Genomic DNA, 19,652 nt, shown 5'->3' on the forward strand with positions numbered 1-19,652 from the left:
ATTATTCATGAAACCTTATTGTAGCTCATATAATTAGACATCATAAATTGGTTCAATAAGGAGGATTCAATGCAATCTGAGAAATTGCGACTAAGGAAGATTCAACGTCTTGCATATGAAATTATGGATGAGATGCACAAAGAAAAGCATCGCAAAGAAATGCACAAATTAATTCCGATTATTGATAACTTGTCGCGGGCAATTGGGGATTTAACAGATTCTGTTGGTAAATACTCACTGGATTATGTAGAGGAAAAAGTGAAAAATGCCCATGCTCTTTTATTTAACAAAGAAAAGGTAGATATTTATTAATCAAGACCAGGAAAAAGGGTAACCATAATACATGGCTACCCTTTTGACATTAATGCGTTTCAGGTTCGAATGTTTTACAGTCTGTTTCCTCGCTGTTGGAAGCATGTTGTCCCTTTTGGCTGACAACATAAATTTTTTCAGCTGTGCATTTGTTACCAGAATCCCAAAATGTGCAGTTATTGACTTCACAAAGAATTTCTTGTGCCATCGTCTCACACCTCCTCTTTGTTATCTTTAACAAATTAGAGGTAATCAATACGTTATTCAAAAAAGTCACTTCGCAATTATTGTAAGAGCTGTCTGATTCACTCCATACTGAAGTCTAGATTAGTAGGATGATTTGATAAATGTTCCTGCGTAAGCATATTTGTTGAGGGTACCTTGTTGTCAACTTCTTCAAAACGGAAGCCATCTGCCCAGACTTTACCCGAACCAATTAGTAACACACCAAAATAAATGGAATTACCTTCTTCAGGTACGTCTAAGACAATCGAATAATGATTCCATTCAGTAGAACCTGTCACAGGGCGTTGATCCATATTATCAAATTGAATCGTATCACCTGTACCATTGTCAATACGCATCCATGCACCACACTTTGTAGCATCTGCCGTCTTTAAGTAGCATGACATTTTCAAGCGTTTCCCTTTATAGTCAGCTGCCAGAAAACCCTGCATCATTGTAGCAAATTGACCATGATTTGCTGAGGCAGTTGTGGAATACAATACTCCTGAACGCTTCCCTGAATGAAATACCTTGTCATCTGTATGAAATTTATACAATTCTGGATTAGCACCACTCAACACCCAACCTTTAACCTGTTCAACTGTTTCCATGTAATGTTCCTCCTCCATCATATTTAATGATTGCATTACTTTTCGATACTTCCCTGGTGGTAAAGCATAAACTTCTTTAAAGGCTCTTGTAAAAGCCTCTTGTGATTGAAACTGAAGTGTAACAGCAATCGTTAATATCGATACATTAGAGTACATCAAATAACTCGCTGCCATAGCTAGCCGACGTATACGAATATATTCACCAATCGTAAATCCCGTTTCTTGCTTAAAAATTCGGCTTAGATGGTACTTCGAATAGCCAGCAGTATTAGGAAGACATTCAAAGGAAATTTCTCCCATCAATTGCTCCTCGATATAGGCAATAGTTCTTTGCGTCGCTTGACTATACTCCATGTTACTCACCTCATCTTTATCATAATGGAGAAGGAAACAGATTTTTTGATGGAGGTTGCTAAATTTAGCTTAATCAATTATTTTTGTTGGTGTTGCTTCTTGCACAACGATGAGACCATCATAAGCTTCCTCAGGTGTCATTTTAATGGTGTACAGCATTTGTGTCAGCTTATACCACGGACGAAAATCATCGCCGATATTGCCCATTCTTTGCTTTTTGGCAAGAATATTCGCCAGCTCCTTCGATTGTTTGGCAGCTTCAAAATTCACATAAAAGATGTTATTATCAATGTCACTAAAGGCATCCACTAAAGCATTGTGATGCTCAATCGAATATTCCTTTCGTGCACCAGACCCATTTTGTGCCTGGAATGTATTTTTCACAAAGTCTGTGCCAATCGCAAAATATTGATCTTTATATATCTCACTTAAATAATGCCCCATCGATTGATAGCCTGCCATCGTAGCAGAAGTTTTCTCAATATGACCATTATGAGCAGACATTAATACCTTATCATGACCTTGCGTTGCTTCATATTCAACAATCCATTGTAAATTTTCAGCTAAATATTCGTCCCGCAAATTCATATAATTACCATCATTTAAAAATAATTGCGTACGCTGCTTCATAATTTGCGCATATTGAACAGCAAATGCAAATTCATCCTTTGAAGATTGTTTCTCATACATCGCCTTGTTTGCTTGTAAATCGTTGATTATTGTATCAATCGTTTTATCAAGCTCAAGTAGCTGACTATCCGATAAATCTCTCATCGTTTTGTTGGAAACATGCTCTAGCTTAGTCGTGAATTTTCGTGCATTGTCAGCATGTACCTTGGCGTAAAAATCAAGTAACCCCTTTTTGCTGTAATCATAGCGCTGCATATCATTGCCATAAAAATAAATTTTCTCTTGATCATCAACTGTCTGGTTATAGTCATGCATCCACTGCACAAACTCTACCATTTGTTCGGTTTTGTAGATACCATAGTCTAACGCTTTTATAGCTTCCTCCGCCGTTCCGACACCGTTTTCGATAAATTGGTTTATCTGCTGGGCTCCACCAAAATCTCCTTCTAAAACGAAAACATGGACATTTTCATTTTTTATCATCGCTTCAAATACATCTTTTTTTAATGTTTGAAATTCGATATTGCCATGTGTTGCTTCCCCAAAACCAATAATTTTTACATCATCAGGAATGTTGATATCTTTAATTTCATTCGTATATTGTGTGGCATCTTTTACAATCTCTCTCTGTCCACATCCTACTAAAGCTACTAATAGCATCGATACTGTTAAAAAACGTAAGCTACGTTTCATCATTCTCATGTCAATTCTCCTTTTAGGTTAAATGGATTTTCGCTGGAAATAGTAATATCCTCCGAGGAAAAATACGATGAATCCGCCACCTACTACGGTTAACAATTGCTCCCACGGTACAAAGAATACATCGTCTGTATTGCCACCTATATACATCATCGAAAAGGGTTGTGCCCAAGGATAATACGGACCAATTCTTTCAGAATTCACTGCTAAAATTGATGGTAAAGTAAATATGACATTAACAGCAAATGGAGCAGCAAAGCTTTTAAACATAATGGACATCCACAATTGCAAGGCTACTAATGGCAATGTCGCTACCCAGCCTCCCACTATGCTTTTCCAAACAATCTCCATAGGAAAAGAATCTGTATAGCCTTTTACCATCCCAACAGCAAAGACCGAACCTAAATACAATATCTGCATTGCTAAAACAAGCAGCATAATCAATATGTATTTAGCTACAAATACCTTCCCTCTTGTTACAGGTAATGCTAAAAGCTGCTTCCATCCACCAGACTGATGTTCATACCTACAAATAAGACTGGTAAAAACACCAGAAATAAGTGGTAAAAATAATAGAGCATATGTTAAATTCATCGAAAATAACGATACATACCACTCATTGATCTCAATCCCCTGCATGTTGTCCTCTAAATTAGCGGATAGGCCTATAAAAAGTCCAATCATGGGTCCTGCTAAAATAATCGGTACCATTTTTGATTTACGTAACTTAAACCACTCAGCTTGAAGTAAAGCAATCATTATTTCACGTCCCTTCTTGCAAAATCAACCATGCCGATAATATAGAGTAAGATACCAATTCCTACGCCTAATAAGACATTGATCATCGGCTCATTCCATTGGTTCATCAATGATGGCCATCTCCATATCATCCAATCTGGAAGAACATAGGAAGAATAGGCAAAAATCACCCCAAAAATGCCTACAGTTATCGGAATCCCTTGATTATGACTTACACTCGCTATCCACAATTGAAGTGCCAAGATAGGTAATGCTGCAAACGCAGGGAAATAGCTATATTTTGCAAGCTCCATGTAAGGTACCGTGTCACCTAATTCTAAAAACAGCCCGTAGCTCAGCGTAAAAAACATTAATAACGTTGAAGCGAAAAATAGTAAGATAGCTAACAGCGTAAATTTAGACAAATATACGGTTATTTTGGAAACAGGTAATGCAATGAGTTGTTTCCAAGCATTGGTCTCATTTTCAATGCTTGCTATGAATGACGTAAGAATGGCAATACCCAAGACTATGGCAAGCGGTGTAAATGAATGCACATTTAATAAGAAATAGCCCCAATCATCCTCACTTTGCTGTAAGAGGTACTCCTTTCTTACGCCATAATTGACCATTTGCAGAGCAACCACTCCTAAAGGGCCGATAAGCGTTAGAAGCCATAATCCTTTACGTTTGATTTTTAAGAAATCAGCAGTTAAAAGCCCCATCATATCCCCTGCTCTCCCATCGTCATTTGCAAGAATATATCCTCCAATGAGCGTTTCTCTTCCTCGACTCGGAATACGGATATACCCTCCTGAACAAGAACTTGGACAATATGAGCAACCTTTTCATCCGAGCACTCTTCTAAGAAAATCACACCACCCTGATAATCTGCCTTAATACCATTTGCTAATAAGAAACGCCATCCTTTTTCACCATTGCTTACTTTAAAGATAACCTTTGGTTGGGCAAATCGACGCATAGCTTCAATAGAATCTTGGAAAATTAATTTCCCTTTCAAAACAATCCCCACTTGTGTTGCCATTTGATCAATCTCTGATAATAAATGGCTGGAGATTATAATGGTCATGCCATATTCCTCTGGTAATCTTTTAATTAAATTACGAATCTCTATAATGCCTGAAGGATCGAGGCCATTCGTTGGTTCATCTAAAATAAGTAATTCAGGACTATGTAGTAAAGAAGCAGCAATACCAAGACGTTGCTTCATTCCTAAAGAGAAACCTTTGACCTTTTTATGGGCAGCTTCCTTCAAACGGACAATTTCCAAAACTTCATCGATTCGAGTTTTCGGTACACCTAGTATTTTTCTTAGTGCCTCTAGATTCTCATAAGCCGTTAAATGTGGATAATAAGAAGGGTTTTCCACCAACGAACCAATCTTAGCTAAAATTTGGATACGTTCCTTCGTAATATTCTTTTCAAAGACTTTAATTGTTCCAGAAGATGGCTTCATTAAACCTAGAAGCATTCGAATTGTAGTCGTTTTACCTGCCCCATTCGGACCTAAAAATCCATATATTTCACCTTTGCGAATTTGCAAGTTCAAATTTGATACAGCTTGCTCTTTCCCAAAGCTTTTTGATAAGTTTTGTGTTTGTACGATATACTCCAATGTCCTCACCTCTTTAACTATCTTAAAAAGGGAAGTTTAAAAAAAGTATGGGCTAAGTTTAAATTTTGTTTAAAAATTCATTTCTATCATAAAAAAAATCTGCGAGGCATTTATTTCTTAAGCTTCGCAGATTTTTTTATGATAATTTTTGTACCAGAGTGATCGGAATGAATATCCCATTCAAGATGCATGCCCTTTATCATGACATCAACAATTGATAAGCCAATACCAGCGCCCTTTGCATTCGACTCATTTTTCATCCCTTGCCCATGATCCTCCACAATAAATGCTGTATAATACTCCGTCGATTGCGTTCTCACACTTATATACTTACCACTATTCGCGTGGCGCAGTACATTTTGGAAAATATTATCAAATACTCTCCCTAACCATAATGGATCAACACGCCATTCAACAGGTTCAAATGGCTGTAGCTCAATATCGATTATGAAACCTTCTCGCTCGAAAACTGGATACCATGTCGTTAGATGTTCCCTTACAAATCGGATAACATTGATGTCGTTCGGTTCAAATTTATATTTACTTGCCATAAGCAATGTGTAGGACATCAAATTTTCAATTAAAGCATCAATATTCACTATGGATGCGTCCATAGCCTTTAATGCCTGCTTCCCTTCCTCAGATAACACTTCTTTGCTAATTGTATAGGATTGAGCTCTTACCTTCGTTAAAGGCGTCCGTAAATCATGTGATAGATTAGCAATCAGTTCACGTCTTAGCTGTTCTTCCTTCTGTTGACGTTGTTTACTGTCTCGCAGTTCACAAACCATTCTGTTAAAACTATGCTCCAATTGCCCAATCTCATCTCGTTTTTTCACCTGAATTTCAATAGGTAGACCATCTACATCACGTATTTCCATAGCCTCTTGCAGATGTAATAGTCTTTTTCGAATTCCCTTGAAAAATAAAAGCGACACTACAATAAAAAATAAAATAACTGCAATAACACCAAAAAATAAAAAGTTACCATAGTTATCATAGACCTTTATAAGTGGAGGATTAAATGCTACCCTTGGAATCTCTAATACAATAAAGCCATTTGATATGTCATCACCTAAGAAGGCAATAACAGTAAATGGATCGTCTCCATAACGTTCTTTTATAAATTGAGTTGTATAGGCTGGTGTCCATTTTGCTGGTAACTGATCCTTCACATTCAATGTAGTCAGTAAGTTCCCCTCTTCACTTACCCAAAACATAGAAGCCGTTGGAAATTGCTCCTGCCACTTTTGAAATAACTGCGTAATCGCATCATCTGTTGCATTGGTCATATTTTTAGCCTGTGCATGCCATTGCTCTTCAATATCACTTTCTACAAGTACTCCACTTGAAAATTCTCCTGTCCCTGTCTTTGTAATGCCTAATACGAAAATAGCAACACCCAGATAGGAGATTTGTACAATAGATATGGCTAATACAATAATCAGCATATATTTTGCTAATAATGATCGAAAAAATATCATTGTTTCACCCTATAGCCAATGCCTCGAATTGTTTCAATAATCATAGGCTTTGCAGGATTGATTTCTATTTTTTCTCTTAAGTAACGAATATGCACCATGAGTGTTTTATCACCCTCTATATAGCTCTCACCCCAAACACCCTCATAGAGTTGTTCCTTCGTTAAAATTTGATTTAAATGACGAATAAAATACTGTAATAAATAAAATTGTTTTCCTGTCAAAAGAATTTCTTCTTCATCAATCGTATTGATTATTTGCATATCTTTCGTATCAATTTTAAGGTGCTGCAATGTCAGTACATCATCACTTTTTTGATATCTTCTTAATAATACTTCCAGTCTTGCTACGAGCTCATCAGGGTGAAATGGCTTTGTTAAGTAATCATCAGCAAAATGCAGCCCTTCAATTTTATCTTCAACAGCTGTTCGTGCTGATAACATTAGAATTGGCAGGTCTTTATTTTCCCGTTTAATTCTTTTACCTATGGAGAAACCGTCCAATCCAGGTAGCATCACATCTAATATAGCAATATCTTTTGAGTTAATATGTTGTTCAAGCCCCTCCCCTGATTCTAGCCATGTCACATCATAGCCTCGTTCAGTTAATTCTTTGCTTACCCATTGTCCGATTTCTTTTTCATCTTCTATGTATAATATACGAATCAATGTTCATCCTCCTTGATACATTTAACTTGTAATAAAAAATTTATAATTTCCATACATGGTTATTATAGGGGAACTGTTATTTATTTTCTTAGGAAATTCAAAAACGTTGACTAATTAAAAAAAGCAACTACTAAAAGTTGCTCTTTTATAGTATACGCTGCTACTTTATCACATGCTTCAAATTCATTTAAAAAGGTGTTGGAAATCTGTATTACAAGGCAAGCCTCAAAGCATGGGAAGAATCATATACCCCTAAAATGGAAATATCTTTCCATCAATGTTGCTCGCTTCACATTTAGGTGCTGGAAAAAAAGAAACTTCACTTCTTGTTTTTTTGATAAATATGCTAACATGGCCCTAACTATATTGGAGTATTAGAGAAATATAATTTACTTAGGTTTTCCTTATAATAGAGGGGGTGTTTATGTTTGGATATTAGACAGCTAATCTATTTTATAGCAATTGTGGAGGAAAAAAGATTTCTGCTGCGGCTGAAAGGTTACATATTTCTCAACACCATTAAGTCAGCATTTCAAAACGATGGAGGAAGAACTCGGTTCAAAGTTGGTAGAAAGGAGCGGCAAGTATTTTGAAGTAACTGAAGCGGGAAATACGTTATATAAATATGCATTGCAGGTTGCACAATTAATGGAAGAGGCAGAAGCAGAGGTCAAGGATATTGGATCAGGCCTTCATGGTTTATTGACATTGGGCATTAATACATTTTCAGTTGTTGAGCTACCTCAATTACTACAACAATTTCAACAATATTATCCAAAGGTGACTTATAAAATTCAACAAAACGAATCTTCTTTAGTAAGGGACCGTGTTTAGAACTTGCCATCATTCGCTTACCTTTAGAATTAGATGATTTCTCTGTTCTTCATATGTACACTGAACCATTTTACTTTATACAATCCAAAAAATTCGACTTCTTAGAACACGATGTATCTTTAGTTGACATACAAAATTGGCCAATCCTTTTACCAAGCACTGAAGGCTTAGGCGTACATTATTCGATATTAGAAGCATTTTCTCGCTTCCAGTTGCAGTCCCACATTGTTGGAGAATGCTCAGATACGGCACTGTTAATGAACTTGATTGCTGCTGGCTTTAGCTCCTCTATCGTACCTGAAACTATTTTAAAGCAATATGGAGATTTACCACTTCATACATACAAAATTCCATCAGCAGAATTATCCACCTCAGTAGGACTCGTATGGCTGAAGAATCATTATTTATCTAAAGCCGCTCAAAACTTTGTGGATTTAATGGGGAAGTATTATTGTTAACGATTAATAAAAAAGAGAACAAATTAGAAACGTTAGTTTGCTCTCTTTTTGAACAGTTATTGAATAATCAGCATATCATTCTCATCAAACTGCCACATGTCGCCATAGGCAACTTCCCAATAGTAGCCATTTGGATCTTGAAAATATCCACTATAGCCACCCCAAAATACAGTTACGGGCTCCTTAATAATTTCTGCACCCGCCTTTTTTGCTAATGCAAAGACTCGATCTACTTCTTCTTTTGATTTACCATTATAGGCAAGCGTGATTCCACCAAAGCCTTGGCTAATTTCTGGTGGATTGGATTCATTAATATCTTTGACTAAACGTTCAATTGGAAATAACGATATTTTTGTTCCTCCATTATTAAAGAACATGACATCGGGATTCGTCTCCTCTCCGTATACCACCACTTCAAAACCCAGTCCCTCTCGATAAAAATTTAGAGATTCCACCATATCTTTAACACCTAATGTAATTAAATTTAAACGATTCATCTTCAAAATCCCCTTTTTAAAGTATTACTACTTTAATTCTCTACCGAACGTATATTTCCTTTTATTACCGCAAGAAAAATATTTGTTTAATTGTCTCCAAAGCCTTTTGTAGACTACTCGATATTTTTTACTAGTAGTTAAGACCAATCAGGTGTGACATTTTTATTTAATCGTTCATCATCAATAAATATTTTTATTCCTCTAATCATTGCCAGCTCACAAAAGTTACCTCTACGTTTCTATGACACAAAAAAGTACGTACTTTTTTTGAGAGTTTATTAGCAGCATAATGAGTAAGCAATCCAATAATCACAAAACATGGAGGACTAAAAATGATTACTCATTTACAAGATACAATCACTTTAAATAATGGCCTACAAATGCCTGGTATGGGTTTAGGGGTTTTTCAAGTAGAAAATGACGCTACTGCAGAAATGGTTAAAAATGCTATCGAGGTTGGCTATCGAAGCATCGATACTGCTGCTATTTATGGCAATGAAGCAGGTGTAGGAGAAGGTATTAAACAAGCTCTAGCATCTACTGGCTTACGTCGTGAAGATTTATTTATCACATCTAAAGTATGGAACGATGGTTTAAGCTATGATGAAACAATTGCAGCATATGAAGAGAGCCTAAAAAAATTAGGATTAGATTATTTAGACCTTTATCTAATTCATTGGCCTGGTAAAGATAAATATGCTGAATCGTGGAAAGCACTTGAAGACTTATATGAACAAGGCAAGATCAAAGCAATCGGTGTATGTAACTTTACTGTGGCACACTTGGATAACTTATTATCATTTGCTCATATTAAACCTGTTGTGAACCAAGTGGAATTCCACCCACGCTTACAACAAGTGGAGCTTCGTTCATTCTGTGACAAGCACCAAATTCAACTTGAAGCATGGGCACCTTTAATGCAAGGTGGACTTCTTGAAGATGAAACAATTTCAAAAATCGCAACAAAATACGGAAAATCAAATGCTCAGGTTATTTTACGCTGGGATGTACAAAATGGAGTGATTACAATTCCAAAATCAGTACGTAGAGAGCGTATGATGCAAAACGCTGATATCTTTGACTTTACTTTAACAGACGAAGAAATGGCATTAATCAATGAGATGAATCGTGAACAACGTGTTGGACCAAATCCAGATGAATTTGACTTTGCTCTATAAGCATTAAAAAGAGGAAAGAGACTGTCTTGTATATGACAGTCTCTTTCTCCCCTCATTATGATGTTTGCTGCATGGCAATATCATCATCACGTTGTTTTAACAGTACATCTTCACCTTTATCCTGTAATAATTCAACATGTTTTTCACCCCACGTACAAAGCATGTTCAGAATTGGTTCCATTCCTTGTCCATAGGCTGTTAATGAATATTCAACTTTTGGTGGTACTTGATTGAAGACCTTTCGATTGATTAACCCAGCCTGCTCCAGTTCCCTTAATTGGTTTGTGAGCATTTTTTGTGAAATACCTGGGATCAATCGTCGAAATTCGTTTGTTCGAATTTTACCATGGTGGTTTAAATGACAAAGAATAACTGGTTTCCATTTACCACCAATAACTTCTAGTGTAGCTTCAACACCAATATTATAAACTTTTTGCATCGTAAACCTCCTGTAATATCCAAAAGTAACTAAAAGTACTCTACATATCTTTTTGGTATGTATGAATATTACTACACATAATAAAAAAAATCAAAGGAGATAGTAGTAAAATGTCAAAATCAAAAAAGCCAAATGCTAAACTTACCTTACTAGCACTTGCTATCAGTGCATTTGGTATAGGGTCCACTGAATTTATCAGTGTCGGACTTTTACCATTAATTACAGATGACTTTGGTATTTCTCTTAGCACAGCTGGCTTAACCGTTTCTATATATGCACTAGGGGTAACTGTTGGGGCTCCCTTACTAACAGCTTTAACATCCCGCCTTAGTCGAAAAACCGTATTATTGCTTGTCATGTCCATTTTTATAGTGGGTAACCTAGCAGTCGCTTTAGCTCCTAATTTCGCATTACTATTAATCGGACGTATTATTTCAGCATTAGCACATGGTGTGTTTATGTCCATCGCTTCTGTTATAGCAGCAGATGTAGTGGAACCAAATAAACGAGCAAGTGCTATCGCCTTTATGTTTACTGGCTTAACATTAGCTACTGTAACAGGTGTCCCACTCGGTACATTTATTGGACAAGTAACAGATTGGCGTATGTCATTCATTTTTATTGTTGTCATTGGAATTGTCGGTTTAATTAGTAATGCATTTTTAGTACCTAGCCAATTATCGAAAGGCAACCCCATCTCTATCCGTGATATTGGCAAAGTATTAGGCAATATTCGAATGATCTTAATACTATTCATTACCGCAATTGGATACGGCGGTGCTTTTGTTGTCTACACATATGTTTCACCTATTTTAGAGCAATATATGGGGTATTCCCCACATACAGTCGTCATTATTCTAGTTGTCTATGGTATTTGTGTAGCTATCGGTAATACTCTTGGAGGTCATTTTGCTAATCATAATCCGCTACGTTCCATCTTTATTATTTTTGTTGGACTTGCATTGGCATTGCTTGGCATTGGCTTTACTCTTGAATCACCTATTATGGGATTAATAATGGTGCTGACAATGGGATTGTTCATGTTTATGAATGTCCCAGGATTGCAGCTATATGCTGTTCTACTATCTGAAAAATATATACCATCAGCAATTTCAATGGCCTCAGCATTGAATATTTCTGCTTTCAATATTGGCATATTTTTAGGCTCATATATCGGAGGCTTTATTATTCGCCACCAATCGTTGGCGCATACGCCTATATACGGATTCCTGATGGTTATGCTAGCTGCAATTGTTACACTTTTATGGTTACTTTTCGATAACAAAAAACAATAACTCTCTGAATTTCATTTTGTATAAAAAAGTAGTAGAGAATGTGTATTGTTTGTTGATATGTAGTATCCTATAATTTACTTGAACCAAACGAGAATGATTATCATTCTAATTTAAGGGAATACCCTTACTGTTTTAGTAAATCTATAGGAGTGAATAAAATGCGTAGAGGTCGATATTTTTCATTTGTAGTTTTCTTTGCACTTATATTCGTATTAGGTGCCTGTGGCTCAAATGAAGTAAAAGAGGATACAGCTACAGAAGAACAATCATCTAAAGATACAAGAATTGTAGAAGACGAGTTTGGAAAAGTAGAAATTCCTACAAATCCACAGCGTGTAGCTGCTATCTATTTGGAAGACTATTTAACTGCTTTGGATGTAAAACCCGTTGTGCAATGGTATCACCCATCTTGGGGAAAACAGGACTATTTAGGATTAGATGTTCCTGAGTTCGACATTACTGGTAGCATGGAAACATTATTACAAGCCAAGCCTGATTTAATCATTGTAGATGGTGCCGCGGACAAGGCAAAGTATGATGAATACTCAAAGGTAGCGCCTACTTACCGCTTGAAAGAAGATATTCTACAAGATCCACGTGAAATTGCGAAAACAATAGCTGATGTTTTAAATATTTCCGATAAAGCAAAAGAAATGGTTGATCAATATGAGCAACGTGTTTCCGATTTAAAAGCAAAACTAGATGAATCAATCGAAGACGAAACAGTTGCTGTTGTACGACTAAATGTAGCAGATAATACATTAGCGTTATTTGGTATTAAAAATCGCTACTCTGGCTATATTTACACAGAGACAGGCTTAACACCACATCCATTAGCCCGTGATATGACAGAGTTTCACGAGGTTTTATCAGAAGAGGCTATCACGGAATTAGATGCGGATCATATCATCCTTTTCCCTTCAAACGGAACATGGGAGTCTAAAGAAAACCAAGAAGCCATTAAATGGTTAGATAGTACACTATGGAAAACACTCCCTGCTGTAAAAAATGGGCATGTTTATATTGCTGATCGCACATATTGGCAATCTGGCGCAATCACAGCCAACTTGCTAAAGTATGATGATTTAGAGAAATGGTTCGTCAAATAATTTTCCAAAGAAAGCTCTTAATGAGGGCTTTCTTTGGCTTAGTGTTAAAAAACAAAATAATCAATAGCACTTTTGTGAAGGAGAAAATGGATAGGTGTTGTCACTCAATAAGTGCCTAACCTCTCTTTAATAGACTTTTTTGTTCCCTACTGCTAGTACGAAAGAAGACGTTAGCAGCATGGTTGATTGGAGTGGAGCCAGCGTCACTCCTAGGGGATTTAGCGTCACAGGTGAGACCCTGGAGCGAACGCAAGTGAGTGAAGCGGCTCATCAGACGCCCCCCGGAAAGGACGCTGGCGGAGCGGAAATCAACCCCTTGCCTTGCTAAAGGGGCTTTTTCTACTAGTCACATGATCTTTTTTCAACAACATGAAAGAAAGCTCTTAATGAGGACTTTCTTTGTGTTGTTCTGCCAATTCAAAAAAAGGGGTGAATTATCAATGGGTAACTTAACACATGTTTATACGTTACAAAATATCTCTTACTCAATTCAATCATCAAAAAAGTTATTGATTAGTAGTGATTTCTATACACTTTTCATCGTAATGGATGGTAGCGGAAAGCTAGCCATAGATCATGACACCATTCATTTTAGTGAAGAAAAGTGCATATTAATTCCGCCAAATAACACGGTTAGTATCCATATTCAAAGTGAGCACCTTTGTTTTTATCAATTACAATTCAACATTGTCAATCTCAGCAATAGTCAGAATTCATATAGTCATTTTACAAGTATCAGCGAACGACATCTTCTCCCCTTTTCACAATGTCATAGACTGCTAGAAGTCATCTATCAGAACCGGTTAGCGGAGGATGAACACACGATTTTTGAACAGCATGTACACTTTCAAGAGCTGATGTTATTACTCTTACATCAAACCATACCCGAGCAGATGCAAAAGAATGATCGACAATCTGTTGAGCAGTCCATTAACCATTTACATAAACATTTTGAAAAAGAGTGGACGGTTGAGCAGCTAGCACAGCTAGCTGACGTACCAAGATGGAATTATACGCGCATTTTTAAAGATATTACGGGACAAATTCCTCTTCACTATTTAACTAAACTTCGTATTGAAAAAGCTAAGCAATTATTAATGACAACAAATGATCGAGTATTTGAAATTAGCCAGTCTGTCGGATTTAATAATGAGTATTATTTCAATCGTCGTTTTAAAGAACATATTGGCATCTCTCCAGGACAATATCGAAGAAATCAAAGCAGCCATATACGTGTATTTGCACCATTCTTAGAAGATTTCTTTGTTGCGCTTGGGATTACGCCAATTGCTCAATTCAGTCATTCAAAATGGGGGAAACAAGACTATTTAGGTCTACAGAAAGTGCCAGATATCGATGTACAAAATAGAGAAATGGATCGACTCTTTTACTATAAGCCAACTTTAATTATGTTAGATTCTGGTGTAGAGCGTTGGGAATCCTTTCAGCACTTAGATGAAGTAGCCCCCGTCTGCCATCTTTCACACCCTGGAGAGAATTGGCAATCTACTTTATTTAAAATTGCAGATCTAACAGGAAAAACCTCCTTGATGCAAGACGTAATCCTACAATATGAAGATAAAGTACAACAAGCAAAAGGAATTCTTAGCAAATCTGTTTATGGGCAAAGTGTAGCATTTCTCCGTATTTCAGCCATTGGCATTACTCTATACGCGGGTCCTGAATGTGGCTATACGGGCCCCATTTTATATCGTGACTTAGGTTTAATGCCACATTCACTAGTATGGAGTATTCCGCACAATCAACGTAAAGCACAACTGACATTTGCTCAATTGTTGCAATTAGATGCTGATCATTTATTTATTACCTTTGATAAACAACATTCCATTTATGAAAATGAGGAACGTGCTATTTTAAAAACTCCTACTTGGAAAAACCTAGCTGCCGTTAAAAGCAACTGTGTCTATGAAGTAGACTTTTTAACATGGATGAATTATGGCATTTTATCACATAGTAAAAAAATTGATGATGTCTTAAATGTACTTGGCTAAAAGGAAGCTTACTTTAGCTTCCTTTTTAAATGATTAGGACAAACATTGCACTGCTAATAACACCGAAAGCCGTTTTGCTACATAAGATAGGATATCAGTTATAGGATAGGAGGAATGACCTTGTATTACAATCCTTATCCGTATTTTGTGCATCCCTATCATTATCCAACATCGCCTATCGCTAATCATTTTGCCATTAGACCCTTTTCGCAACATCTAGCAATGCCGACCAATAATCCTTTTCCACCTGTCGATACACACAAATTAAAAGCTTCAGCATCACGGATAAAGGCAATGATGCAGCAAGCCCAATTACTTACGGATAAAATAGATAGCTCCCAACAATTCGCACATGATTTAATGAATGCTGCTCAACTTTCAAATAAAACAGAGGTTGAAAAATTAATCACATCAACAGGCATTAAGATGAAATTTGAAACAAACTATACACCAGACAGTTTTAGAATACGTCTTATTGATAATGATTGTTGTGGAGTCACCTTAAATTTGAATTGGTGAAAATTCCTAGTGAACTTGTAAACTATAAAAAACTATGCTAAAGTGTTTGTATTGTTATTTCTGAAAATTCTTATATTACTTTTCTTATCAAGAGAGACGGAGGGATTGGCCCGATGAAGTCTCAGCAACCAGCTAACAGTATGGTGCTAATTCCAATTGGCAAAATGATCAGCCTTGAAGATGAGAAGAAGAACTACCGTTGTTGCAGCAGGAGTCCTCTTCTATTAGGGGACTCCTTTTTATTTACAACTATTTTTACAGAAAGCAGGGAAATCGATGTCTAATGAACTTTTACAAGCATTGCAATTATTAAAATCGAAACAGTGGGTTGACTTAACACATACATTCGGCCCTAATTCACCACATTTTTTTATGTTTGAGGACGCTAAATTTGAAACGTTATTTTCTCATAAGGACGGTTTCTTCGCTCAACAATTCACGTTCCCTGGTCAATATGGCACACATATCGACCCACCCATTCATTTTGTGCGAGATACTCGCTACTTAGAAGAATTAGAACTAAAAGAGCTTGTTCTTCCCCTTGTTGTTATTGATAAATCACAAGAGGCTGCGAGCAACCATGATTTTTCATTAAGTGTTGAAGATATTCTTGATTTTGAGGACAAGCATGGAGAAATTGAAGCAGGAACTTTTGTAGCATTACGCACAGATTGGAGTAAGCGCTGGCCAGATAAAGAGGCTTTCAGTAATAAGGATGCAGATGGACATAACCATATCCCTGGCTGGGGTTTAGAAGCTTTACAGTTTTTACTAAAAGAACGCAAGGTAAGCGCAATTGGTCATGAAACTTTCGATACGGACTCTGCTGCTGATTTTCGTAAAAATGGCAAGCTAGATGGCGAATATTTTGTACTTGACCAAGACACCTATCAAATTGAGCTAATGACGAATTTGGACAAGCTACCTGCGAAAGGCGCTATCATCTTCAATATCGTACCTAAGCCAGAAAAAGCATCTGGCTTCCCTGTGCGCTCATTTGCTATTTTGCCATAACTTAAAAGTCGGTATAGCGTATACCGACTTTTATGTTTGTCCATTTCTTTTTTTGAATAGAAAGTAAACAATGAGCATCCCTACAATAAATAAAAGGATAAGATAGATACTATAATGAGTCAGATAGTATCCAACAAATCGCCATTTCTCTCCAAGCATCTTTCCTAATGATATAAATGTGAACGTCCAGATAAATGCCCCTGTATAGGCAAAAAGCGCAAACTTTCTATAAGGATAATTATTAATAGCCGCAATATACGCTGTCAAATGACGTACCCCGGGGATAAAATAGCCAATTAATAATAGGGTAGGTCCTATTTTTGTAAACATCTTTTTCGTAAAGTCAATTTTTTGCTCTGTAATATGAATTTTAGGCCCATATTTCTGCAATAACGGTAAGCCAAAACGATAACCAATATAGTAACTTAAGGTAATGCCTCCAACCGCACCAATCATTGCACTGACTAAAGCAGGAATATGTTCAAGACTTTCTCGGTAAACACTATAGCCTACATAAGTTAGAAACACCTCATCAGGAAGTGGCACCCCTACAATACCTCCAATTAGAATCACGATAATTCCAAAGTATCCGTAATGTTCAATTAGAGACTGCACGTGATGTGCCATAAATCATCCCACCTAAAATTTATTAAAATCTACCTGCTATATATAGTGTAGCCTCAGCGCTCTAAATGACTTGAAGCTGACGTAAAGCAAAATTGATACCGCCATCCGTAGATGTCTTTGTAACAAAATTCGCAACACTTTTTAGAGCTTTACTACCATTTCCCATGGCAATTCCTACTCCTACATATTCCAACATGTCAATATCATTATCCCCATCCCCAAAGGCAATCGCATTCTTAGGGTCAATATTGAAATGATCAAGCACCGCTTTAATAGCTATAGACTTCGAAACATCCTGCTGTAATACATTCACAATATAAGGATGCCAACGCTGTAAAAATATATTCGAAACTTGGCTAGTATATCTTTTTTCAGCCAGCTCATCCGCATATAGACACATGAGAAAAACCTCTTCATCTACAATTTTTTCATTTATATGTGGAAAATCCCGTAAAGATAAAGTTTCTTGCATCGCTCTTAAAGCTACTGGACTTTGTATGCTATTCATGGATAGCTGCTCTGTAAAAAATGTTAGGCTATGCTGCTGTTCCTGTGCAAACGCCTGTACATTGTGGACAATTTCTTTGGCAATCGGAGTTTTATGTATGACAAGATCCTTATGTTTCACATAGGCCCCATTTGCAGTAATAAAGGTTTCAATCCCCAGCGCTTTTAACTCATAGCACATAGATAAGGGTCTTCCAGTAGCCGCTACAAGATGGATTCCTTTTTCTTGCAATAGCTGAATAGCTTGTTTTGTACTTTCTTCCACACAGCCATCCTCGTAATTAATCAATGTGCCGTCTACATCAAAAAACACGATATTATACTTCATTTTGAGCACTCCTTCATAGTCATTTAGAACCAATTTATAATTTTTCTCCCATGAAATATGTGAAAGTATTTTGACAAACTTTAAGCAAACTATATAACTTCCTTTTGCACCACCGATAAAAACTATTACAAGCGTATTTATAATAATATTTAACTAAAAATTCCTTGAATATTTTTATTTAATAATTCTAAAGGAGTATACCAAAGAACACAAAATTGTTAAAATAAAAGATAATATCTTAAATACATTGAACGATAAAATTTTACGTATAAATAGAACAAAAGAAATAAAATTTTAGTGCACGCAAAGGAGTTGATTCTTATGGCATTTAACATTTACTACTATGAAAGTAGTGTGGATTGTAAATTTTGCAAAAAGCAGTTTACAACATATAAAGTTCGCCCTAATCGATATAAAATTATCGAAGAACAGACGGATTTCATGCCTGTTTACGATGGCCTAAACCCTTTGCTATATGAAGTTGCCGTATGTCCACATTGTGGTTATGCCTACCATAAATCTATGACACGGACATATGGACCTTTCATGCTACTCATTGATGAACTATACATTAAAGAGCTCCAGAAACCTATGGATATCTGTCAGGAACGTACAATTGATGATGCCATTATCAGTTTTAAGCTCGCCTATTTAGTATCCCGTGCATCAATGGAAGAATCTCTTTTAATGGCGAATTTCGCTTTAAAAATTGCTTGGCTCTATCGATTAAAAAAGGACGAAGAATCCGAAAAGCGTTATCTTTTTGCAGCTAGAGACTTTTATAGTAAATCCTTTGCCTCTAATCAAGAAGGCGGAGAGAGAATTCAGTTTTTACATGCTGAATTAAGCCTTCGACTTGGTGATATTCCTGAAGCAAAAAAAGGATTTTCACGCTTAATCGCTGATCGAAATGTTTCGCCAAAATATCGCAAGCTTGCACGCAATCGTTGGGAAAATTATAAATATGACGAACAACCCATAACAATTAATGAAATCATTAATTAATGGGACGAGGAGATGATTAATTATGTTGCTATTTCAAAAGAAAATTGATGTGAGAGAAGAGGATATATTTTCAGAGCTACATCATTTTTTATTAAGAAAAAATAATCGCTACCTAACAAACGAAGAGGTTGTCGCTCTAACAGGCGTATCATCTGAGCTGCTTTACAAATGGGTAAAAGCAGGAAAATTAAAGAACTCCATTTTTCCTAATTTAGGGGCTCCATGCGAACGATGTGGACAGATTACGCAAGCTAAAATTTGCGTGAGCTGCTCTTCCTCCATTGTTGGGACATTAAAACAAGAAGAAAAGGATCGTGCATGGTTTAACCAAATTCAACGTAACCATGTAAGAGCAAGTACGTATCACTATAAATAGCATTCCAACATCTCCATCAATTGGAGGTGTTTTTCTTTTTTACATACTAAATTTAAACTAATTTTAAACAAATTCTTCCTAAACTTTAAACTTGCCTTTC

Annotated in this window: 21 protein-coding genes, 1 pseudogene and 1 riboswitch; of the genes and pseudogenes, 10 read left to right on the forward strand and 12 right to left on the reverse strand. The window is 36.4% G+C overall.

The annotated features are described in order from the left end of the window. Positions 1-69: 69 nt before the first annotated feature. Complete coding sequence (locus NY607_RS15930; RefSeq protein ID WP_259419970.1) at positions 70-312, forward strand: group-specific protein; 243 nt, start codon at positions 70-72, stop codon at positions 310-312. Positions 313-361: 49 nt separating this feature from the next. Here NY607_RS15930 and NY607_RS15935 read toward each other — a convergent pair whose 3' ends face one another. The 8 genes from NY607_RS15935 to NY607_RS15970 form a co-directional block, all read right to left on the reverse strand. Next, entirely contained in the window at positions 362-520 is a 159-nt protein-coding gene (locus NY607_RS15935; protein WP_004231699.1) for a DUF1540 domain-containing protein, read from the reverse strand. Between the two features lie 97 nt (positions 521-617). Further along, positions 618-1,502, reverse strand: a complete 885-nt coding sequence (locus NY607_RS15940; protein WP_259419973.1) for a helix-turn-helix transcriptional regulator — start codon at positions 1,500-1,502, stop codon at positions 618-620. A 69-nt stretch (positions 1,503-1,571) separates the two neighbouring features. After that, positions 1,572-2,828 (reverse strand): erythromycin esterase family protein, encoded by a 1,257-nt coding sequence (locus NY607_RS15945; protein ID WP_310794751.1) that lies wholly within the window; start codon positions 2,826-2,828, stop codon positions 1,572-1,574. Positions 2,829-2,852: 24 nt separating this feature from the next. Further along, positions 2,853-3,590: an ABC transporter permease gene (locus NY607_RS15950; RefSeq protein WP_131520972.1), complete on the reverse strand. Its 738-nt coding sequence runs from the start codon at positions 3,588-3,590 to the stop codon at positions 2,853-2,855. Then, on the reverse strand, positions 3,590-4,297 hold the full coding sequence (locus NY607_RS15955; RefSeq protein ID WP_237898846.1) for an ABC transporter permease: 708 nt from the start codon (positions 4,295-4,297) through the stop codon (positions 3,590-3,592). Before NY607_RS15955 ends, NY607_RS15950 begins: the two co-directional genes overlap by 1 nt. Beyond that, positions 4,294-5,205, reverse strand: a complete 912-nt coding sequence (locus NY607_RS15960) for an ABC transporter ATP-binding protein (protein WP_131520974.1) — start codon at positions 5,203-5,205, stop codon at positions 4,294-4,296. Before NY607_RS15960 ends, NY607_RS15955 begins: the two co-directional genes overlap by 4 nt. A gap of 110 nt (positions 5,206-5,315) precedes the next feature. Beyond that, positions 5,316-6,689 (reverse strand): HAMP domain-containing sensor histidine kinase, encoded by a 1,374-nt coding sequence (locus NY607_RS15965; RefSeq protein ID WP_237898847.1) that lies wholly within the window; start codon positions 6,687-6,689, stop codon positions 5,316-5,318. Beyond that, positions 6,686-7,354 (reverse strand): response regulator transcription factor, encoded by a 669-nt coding sequence (locus NY607_RS15970; RefSeq protein ID WP_016992630.1) that lies wholly within the window; start codon positions 7,352-7,354, stop codon positions 6,686-6,688. The genes NY607_RS15965 and NY607_RS15970 overlap by 4 nt, the downstream gene beginning before the upstream one ends. Positions 7,355-7,782: 428 nt before the next feature. Here NY607_RS15970 and NY607_RS15975 point away from each other — a divergent pair. Next, positions 7,783-8,646 (forward strand): annotated as a pseudogene (locus NY607_RS15975) (LysR family transcriptional regulator). Positions 8,647-8,702: 56 nt separating this feature from the next. On the opposite strand, the gene NY607_RS15980 reads toward NY607_RS15975, so the two are convergent. Next, positions 8,703-9,143: a VOC family protein gene (locus tag NY607_RS15980; RefSeq protein WP_048394038.1), complete on the reverse strand. Its 441-nt coding sequence runs from the start codon at positions 9,141-9,143 to the stop codon at positions 8,703-8,705. A 332-nt stretch (positions 9,144-9,475) separates the two neighbouring features. Here NY607_RS15980 and NY607_RS15985 point away from each other — a divergent pair, with 332 nt between their 5' ends. Then, positions 9,476-10,321: an aldo/keto reductase gene (locus tag NY607_RS15985; protein WP_016992626.1), complete on the forward strand. Its 846-nt coding sequence runs from the start codon at positions 9,476-9,478 to the stop codon at positions 10,319-10,321. Positions 10,322-10,376: 55 nt separating this feature from the next. Here the strand turns inward: NY607_RS15985 and NY607_RS15990 are convergent, their stop codons facing one another. Further along, on the reverse strand, positions 10,377-10,760 hold the full coding sequence (locus tag NY607_RS15990; RefSeq protein ID WP_016992625.1) for a winged helix-turn-helix transcriptional regulator: 384 nt from the start codon (positions 10,758-10,760) through the stop codon (positions 10,377-10,379). 110 nt (positions 10,761-10,870) lie between these two features. Between NY607_RS15990 and NY607_RS15995 the strand changes: the two genes are divergently transcribed. The 5 genes from NY607_RS15995 (at position 10,871) to NY607_RS16015 (ending at position 16,709) form a co-directional block, all read left to right on the forward strand. After that, positions 10,871-12,055: an MFS transporter gene (locus tag NY607_RS15995; RefSeq protein WP_054549682.1), complete on the forward strand. Its 1,185-nt coding sequence runs from the start codon at positions 10,871-10,873 to the stop codon at positions 12,053-12,055. A gap of 158 nt (positions 12,056-12,213) precedes the next feature. Continuing rightward, positions 12,214-13,164, forward strand: a complete 951-nt coding sequence (locus NY607_RS16000; protein ID WP_066037947.1) for an ABC transporter substrate-binding protein — start codon at positions 12,214-12,216, stop codon at positions 13,162-13,164. A 440-nt stretch (positions 13,165-13,604) separates the two neighbouring features. After that, positions 13,605-15,176: a helix-turn-helix domain-containing protein gene (locus tag NY607_RS16005; protein WP_259419978.1), complete on the forward strand. Its 1,572-nt coding sequence runs from the start codon at positions 13,605-13,607 to the stop codon at positions 15,174-15,176. A gap of 114 nt (positions 15,177-15,290) precedes the next feature. Beyond that, positions 15,291-15,695: a YuzC family spore coat inner layer protein gene (locus NY607_RS16010; protein ID WP_241489992.1), complete on the forward strand. Its 405-nt coding sequence runs from the start codon at positions 15,291-15,293 to the stop codon at positions 15,693-15,695. An 81-nt stretch (positions 15,696-15,776) separates the two neighbouring features. Beyond that, a riboswitch (SAM riboswitch) is annotated at positions 15,777-15,882 on the forward strand. An 89-nt stretch (positions 15,883-15,971) separates the two neighbouring features. Continuing rightward, positions 15,972-16,709: a cyclase family protein gene (locus NY607_RS16015; RefSeq protein ID WP_048394025.1), complete on the forward strand. Its 738-nt coding sequence runs from the start codon at positions 15,972-15,974 to the stop codon at positions 16,707-16,709. Between the two features lie 30 nt (positions 16,710-16,739). Here the strand turns inward: NY607_RS16015 and NY607_RS16020 are convergent, their stop codons facing one another. Both NY607_RS16020 and NY607_RS16025 read right to left on the reverse strand, forming a co-directional pair. After that, the gene (locus NY607_RS16020) at positions 16,740-17,336 is read right to left on the reverse strand and encodes a DedA family protein (protein WP_066037945.1); all 597 of its coding nucleotides are present in this window, start codon (positions 17,334-17,336) and stop codon (positions 16,740-16,742) included. 61 nt (positions 17,337-17,397) lie between these two features. After that, entirely contained in the window at positions 17,398-18,171 is a 774-nt protein-coding gene (locus NY607_RS16025; protein WP_054549687.1) for a Cof-type HAD-IIB family hydrolase, read from the reverse strand. Positions 18,172-18,492: 321 nt separating this feature from the next. Here NY607_RS16025 and NY607_RS16030 point away from each other — a divergent pair, with 321 nt between their 5' ends. Both NY607_RS16030 and NY607_RS16035 read left to right on the forward strand, forming a co-directional pair. Next, positions 18,493-19,176, forward strand: coding sequence for a DUF2225 domain-containing protein (locus NY607_RS16030; RefSeq protein WP_016993422.1), 684 nt, complete (start codon positions 18,493-18,495; stop codon positions 19,174-19,176). Between the two features lie 22 nt (positions 19,177-19,198). Then, a complete protein-coding gene (locus NY607_RS16035; RefSeq protein WP_016993423.1) occupies positions 19,199-19,552 on the forward strand; it encodes a hypothetical protein in 354 nt (117 codons plus the stop codon). The last annotated feature ends 100 nt before the right edge of the window (positions 19,553-19,652 follow it).

The organism is Lysinibacillus sp. A4, assembly GCF_024919535.1.
GTDB classification, from domain to species: Bacteria; Bacillota; Bacilli; order Bacillales_A; family Planococcaceae; genus Lysinibacillus; species Lysinibacillus capsici.